Below are 6,298 nucleotides of genomic sequence, written 5' to 3' on the forward strand. Positions count from 1 at the left end.
GAGAATCAATATTCGTTTACTTCACGGTAAATAGATATTTTTAAAGAATAAATCTATGTTTTTTATGATAAAAAGAATGTTCGCGGCTCTATGTTGCATAATAGCACTTCCGACTTTCGCCCAAGAGACAATAACGAAGGAATCTAAGAAGATGGAGTGGTTTGATGATGCTAAATTGGGTATATTTATTCATTGGGGTATATACGCTGTTAATGGACTTTCCGAATCTTGGTCTTTCTTTAATAATTATACGAGTCATGACAATTATCTACAACAATTGAATGGTTTCACGGGAAAAAACTATAATCCGCAAGATTGGGTAAATCTCATCGAAGAATCTGGAGCTAAGTATACCGTTATCACAACAAAACATCATGATGGTATTGCGCTTTGGGATACAAAGGGCGATAAAGGTTTATCTACAGCCAAAGATGCTGTCGCTAGAAAGGATGTTTTGACTCCTTTTATACAGGCTGTGAAAAAGTCAAAGTTGAAAACTGGATTATATTTTTCTTTGCCGGATTGGAGCCATCCGTATTACGATATCAAGACTAGAACTCAAAAGCGTTACGAATTGAAGGACGATCCTACAAGATGGAATAATTTTGTAAGTTTTTATCAAAAACAATTAACGGAGCTTTCTCAACAATTTAAGCCAGATTTACTTTGGTTTGATGGCGATTGGGAGCATTCGTCCGCAGAATGGAAAGCGGAAGAGAGTTTAGCTTTATTACGTAAATATAATCCAAACATTATTATTAATTCGCGTTTGAATCATCATGGTGATTATGAAACACCAGAGCAAGGTATTCCTGTTGTAAGACCGCAGGGTAGATATTGGGAATTGTGCTACACGATGAATGATTCTTGGGGTTTTCAACATTTTGATCAAAACTACAAAACACCGAATATGATTGTAAGAACTTTGGTGGATTGTATTTCGATGGGAGGTAATTTGTTGTTGGATATAGGTCCTAAAGAAGATGGTACTATTCCAGAAGAGCAAGTAGCTATTTTGAAAGAGTTAAGGCGTTGGACAAAAAAACATGCGGAAGCTGTGTATGGAACAAGAGCAGGTATCGGTTTTGATTATGTCCGAGAGAAGAATGCTTTTTCTAAAGATGGTAAGACGCTTTATGTTTATTTGGATGCGTTGAAAAAGAGTTTGTTACTTTATAATCTAGAGAAAAAACCTTTGCAAATTAGGTTGGTGGGGTCGCAAGAAAATGTTGATTATAAATACCATGAATATAGTTTAGATATTTCCTTAGAAAAAAATTCATTTGATCCAGTATGTACTGTAGTCGCAATTGATTTTGAAGACAAACCAGCATTTGATGCAGTGACAGTAGGAATGATTCCTTCAGTTTATGGAGGGCTAAATATTGAAAGTACTATAAAGGGTATTAATTATTATGCAACTAATATCGCGCATGGTTATAATCTATTCAAAGGTATGTTGAATGATGATGGTTCAATATTAAATAAGAATTTGGTTTTTGCATCCGAAGATGTTAAAACTTGGGTAAAAAAACATGCGGAGGTATTATATGCTGCAAAAGCAGGAATTGATGCTAATCATTATACTGGATATTCGGCACTATCACCAGATAAGCAAACATTATATTTGTTTGTAGAAGGCAAACCTACAGGTCCAATTGCATTAAAGGGTATAAAAAATGCTATTTCTAGGGTACGAATCGTAGGAGAGGGCTCGATGATAGGTCATAAGACTTATAATAAGCTGTATTGGTCTGATCGTCCAGGGATAATTTATATTGATATACCAGAAGATAGATTGGATAAAAATATGACCGTGATTGCAGTGCTCTTAGATAGACCAATTGAGCTGCACAAAGAGGAAGTCAAAGCAATAGAAAATAATTTGTAAAATATGGCATTCGGAATATCTAATAAGGTATTCCGAATTTTCTTTTAAGCGGTCTAAATATCATTGAGGTGAAAACTACAATCAATAATCCTATAATACAGCCTGCAGCAACAGAACCAAATCGATAAATCGGAGCTTCAACAAATCCCACTTGGTGAGGTTGTACCATGATGATCAGTAAAGCGACCAGCGCTACTCTTGCCATGTTTAAGACATTGAATAATCGGCAGACAATGACCGTAAGGAAAATCCCTAGGATAATGGAATAGACATTTGGATTCAAAAATAGAAGTAATACCATCGCTACGGCAGATCCAATAAAATTGGATTTAAATCGTTCAATAGACAATCTTCGGGTATCCTTTTCCTCTGGTGAGATGACTAGAATTATGGATAGTAATGTCCAAAAGAGGTCAAAGTCGGGAAATTCAATATATAATTTGTACCCTATCAAGAATCCAATACAGCATCGAATGATGTAAATGATGACAGGTGATGAAACTATTCTTTTTAGGACTATGTCGAGCATTCGGGAAGTTGATTTTGGTACAAAAATACATATTGTATTATCTTTTATGCAATCTAAATGTGAGTTTTAAAATATTACTTTAGATGACTACATTTGAACTTGGGTAAAAATAAATAGATCACTACTATAACATATTACTAGTCAAATTATAGCTAAATAATTTAATATGAAATTCTCGATTTTAACATTGATTATTATACTCTTTTTCAGTTCTTGTATTTCAAATAAGAATCCGACAACGCTAGCCCTTACGAAGAGAAAGTTGATCACATTGACATACAATATACATCATGGAGCGCCCGCTAATTCAAAAGAGGTGAGCTTGGAGAACATTGCTAAAGTTATCAAAAAAAGCGGGGCTGATATAGTTGCTTTACAGGAAGTTGATGTCAATGTGGCCAGATCAGGGAATCTGAATCAAGCGGCAGAGTTGGCTAAGCTACTTAGTATGTATTATTATTTTTCTAAATCCATTGATTTTGGTGGAGGCGAATACGGAGTTGCTATTCTAAGTAAATATAAGCTTACGAATACGCGAAATGAGTTATTGCTTATGCCTGTAGCTGGAGAACAGCGTAGTGTAGCTCTAGCAACGATTCAGTTACCTGGTAATGTTTTTGTTGAGTTTGGGTCTACACATTTGGATCTCAATGTGCCAAATAGAACTGCTCAGGTAGAACAACTGAATAGTATAAGCCGTCGATTGAATCGTTCTCTTATGATCGGAGGCGATTACAATGCAGAGCCTTATTCAGATGAAATGGTAAAACTAAAGAAAGAATTTAATCTCGCTTGTAACAATTCTTATCCGCTAACATTTCCTGTGATAAATCCTACAAAATCAATTGATTTTATGACATTCAATAAAATCGCATCATCGATTTTTACTGTTGCATCTGTAAAGGCTATGAACGGAGAATATGCTTCAGATCACCTACCTCTAGTTGTTGAATTCATTTATTAATGTTTCTTATTTTTTTTGCTAAAAAAATTAGTAATTTTACACTGTAATTTTAGTGTAAGAAATGGATTGGCAAGATACAAAGCGTTTTGTAGCACATTTGGATTTAGATACTTTTTTCGTCAGTGTAGAGCGATTAAAAAATAGTCAATTTGTGGGAAAACCTCTTATCGTGGGAGGTTTGAGTGATAGAGGGGTCGTTGCGGCATGTAGTTATGAAACTCGAAAATTTGGGGTACATAGTGCTATGCCGATGAAATTAGCTTTACGTCTTTGTCCACATGCTATCGTTGTACGCGGTGATTCGGATAGTTATAGTTATTATTCGAGATTGGTGACAGATGTGGTCGCTGATACTGTGCCAGTCATGGAAAAGGCAAGTATTGATGAGTTTTATGTGGACTTGACTGGAGTAGATCGTTTCTTTGGCTGTAGCCAATTCATGATTGAATTAAAAAATCGTATTCGTAAAGAATCTGGATTACCTATCAGTTATGCTTTAGCTTCGAACAAATTAATAAGTAAAGTCGCTACGGATGACGCGAAACCTGATGGACGTAAAGAGATTGAACACGGGTTAGAGAAATCGTATTTGGCACCATTAAAAATCGAGCGTATGCCTGGAATAGGCCAGAAAACTTCAGCGCTTTTACAGCAAATGGGGGTGCGTACGATCAAGGTATTGAGTGAAATTCCTGTTCTAATGATGCAAAATTTATTGGGGAAAAATGGAATCGATCTTTCTCGTAAAGCGAATGGCATTGATCCTACACCGATAGTGCCATATTCCGAACAGAAGAGTATCGGTACAGAAGAAACCTTTCAACAAGATACGATTGATTTAAAATTTTTGAATAGCGAAATCATTCGTATGACAGAAAAAATCGCTTTTCAGCTTCGGCAAAGTGGAAAATTGACAGGTTGTATTATGGTGAAATTGCGCTATTCTAATTTTGATACAGTTAGCAAGCAAATGGTAATTTCGTATACAGCTTCGGATGCGGTATTGATCCAGAAGGCTAAAGAATTATTCGCCAAACTGTATGAGAAACGTATGTTGGTGCGTTTGATTGGTGTACGTCTGAGTCATTTGGTGCAGGGGGCACAGCAAATTCGTCTTTTTGAAGATACAGAAGAATCGGTGCGGCTTTATCAAGCTATGGATGCGATGCGGAATCGTTTTGGCGATGAGGTCATCAAGCGTGCCATCTCTGCACCTATACCGCCTACGAAATAAAGATGTATTTCTGATTTTCCACTTTCGTTTCTAGCTCCTGATGTTTTTTATGAAATAGTTGATAGCCCTCTTGAATATTTTGCCAAAAGGAAAAAGTAGATTCATCGACTTGAGACTTGTATTTTTTCATGTTCTCATCAGTCATTTCAAAAGGGAAAATGTACACAGGAACTTTCTCTTGTCCTGATTCTTTTGCCCAAAGTGCATAGAGGTAAATTTCTTTTATTAACTCGTCTGTCATAGGAAGACAGCCCACAGTTTCACATTTGCCGTGAATGAAAATATCCGAACCGGTATAATTTTTTGATAAATCATACGCGTTTGGGTAATTTATACCTAAGGATAAATAAAATTTACTTTTCGGATTGAATCGATTTATATGGTAAAAACCTTCGGGAACTTGTCTGTCACCTTCTGCTTTTTTAGGACCTAACTGTCCAGAACGTGCACAGATTTTATACTCCTTAATGCGTTTGTAAGTACGGTCTTCTGTGGATTTTGCGAATACAGAGAGTTTATCTAAATCTTTATAAGCTACTAATAGGATATTTAAATTGTTACTATTTAATTGATGCAAATCCAAATTCTCTTGTACCAGAATAGCTTTCGTATCCTCTGCTATTTGCACGCGATCTTCAGTTTGCGTATTCTTTTCTGAAGTATTACAATTTGTGTTCATTATAAAAAATAAAATAGATAGATATGTTAATAATCTCATCAGCTGATTCGTAATTTATATTTAGTTAATAATGCGGGAAGACTTTGTAAAGAGAATTTTGCTCCTGTAATTCGATTTGCGTCGGGGTCGATTTGAAAATTATAGGCCGTTGTGAAATCTGCTTCCTCTAAGTTAGATTGATAAAAATTAGTTCGCGCGAGGTCACAGTTATTAAAGATAGCTTTTTTCAATTCTGTACCTTCAAAATCAACTTCATGCATGCGACAAGATGTAAACTTTGTTTTGTTCAATTTCAATCCCGAAAAATTGCAATGATCTAAAACACATTCGATGAAACTAAAACCTATATTGAACTGATTTGCCATCGGAAACTGCAATCCTAATGTTTTGCAATGAGTGAATTTGCAGTCTTGAAACATAGTGTTCTCAATTTTTATTAGACTCAAGTTGCAGTGTATAAATTCGCAATCTATAAATTTGATAGTATTCAATACTGTGGATTCAAAATTGCAATTTTCGAATTTGCAATATTCATATTCGGCTATTTCGATAGCTTCAACTCTAAAGTCTATTTTCTGAAATGTTTTATCTTCAATTAAATTCATCTTTTAGTGTACTTTTTTACAAAAGTAAGATTAGGTATTACTAATCAAATTTGTATTGCGTATTTCGTGCTATATATAGTTTTACTATTTTCTCAAATACTGGCTGAATGTCGTTGCTTACATTTTTGTATCAAAAATTATTTGGAAAGTTAAGAATACTTCGGAGTTCTTTCCTGTTAAAATATTTAAATGATAGGGTGTAATATTATTTTATGCTGTTGTGAAATATGAATTCTCTTTATTAGAGATTTTTAGGATCAAGCTGAATTCTTGGGGGGATAATCATTTTTAAGCATACAATTTCATCACTCTGTATAGGAAAAAGGTAGTATCTCTTACACCTCGAAACATACTCCTGAATGCCTTAAGTTTTGCATTGAAGGATTCTGCGGACGC

The 6,298-nt window shown here is 34.9% G+C and carries 6 protein-coding genes; 3 read left to right on the forward strand and 3 right to left on the reverse strand.

The annotated features are described in order from the left end of the window. The first annotated feature begins 64 nt into the window (after window positions 1-64). Window positions 65-1,891, forward strand: a complete 1,827-nt coding sequence (locus IPZ78_RS11960) for an alpha-L-fucosidase (protein WP_225554008.1) — start codon at window positions 65-67, stop codon at window positions 1,889-1,891. 19 nt (window positions 1,892-1,910) lie between these two features. Here the strand turns inward: IPZ78_RS11960 and IPZ78_RS11965 are convergent, their stop codons facing one another. Beyond that, the gene (locus IPZ78_RS11965) at window positions 1,911-2,420 is read right to left on the reverse strand and encodes an FUSC family protein (RefSeq protein ID WP_225554010.1); all 510 of its coding nucleotides are present in this window, start codon (window positions 2,418-2,420) and stop codon (window positions 1,911-1,913) included. Between the two features lie 166 nt (window positions 2,421-2,586). On the opposite strand from IPZ78_RS11965, the gene IPZ78_RS11970 reads away from it, so the two are divergent. Next, window positions 2,587-3,384: an endonuclease/exonuclease/phosphatase family protein gene (locus IPZ78_RS11970; protein ID WP_225554011.1), complete on the forward strand. Its 798-nt coding sequence runs from the start codon at window positions 2,587-2,589 to the stop codon at window positions 3,382-3,384. Between the two features lie 61 nt (window positions 3,385-3,445). Next, entirely contained in the window at window positions 3,446-4,618 is a 1,173-nt protein-coding gene (dinB, locus tag IPZ78_RS11975) for a DNA polymerase IV (protein WP_225554013.1), read from the forward strand. On the opposite strand, the gene IPZ78_RS11980 is transcribed toward dinB, so the two are convergent. Both IPZ78_RS11980 and IPZ78_RS11985 read right to left on the reverse strand, forming a co-directional pair. Further along, window positions 4,608-5,297, reverse strand: a complete 690-nt coding sequence (locus tag IPZ78_RS11980) for a L,D-transpeptidase family protein (protein ID WP_225554015.1) — start codon at window positions 5,295-5,297, stop codon at window positions 4,608-4,610. The genes dinB and IPZ78_RS11980 overlap by 11 nt on opposite strands. A 38-nt stretch (window positions 5,298-5,335) precedes the next feature. After that, the gene (locus tag IPZ78_RS11985; RefSeq protein ID WP_449618963.1) at window positions 5,336-5,716 is read right to left on the reverse strand and encodes a pentapeptide repeat-containing protein; all 381 of its coding nucleotides are present in this window, start codon (window positions 5,714-5,716) and stop codon (window positions 5,336-5,338) included. Window positions 5,717-6,298: the final 582 nt, after the last annotated feature.

The organism is Sphingobacterium bovistauri (assembly GCF_020295405.1).
Lineage (GTDB): Bacteria > Bacteroidota > Bacteroidia > Sphingobacteriales > Sphingobacteriaceae > Sphingobacterium > Sphingobacterium bovistauri.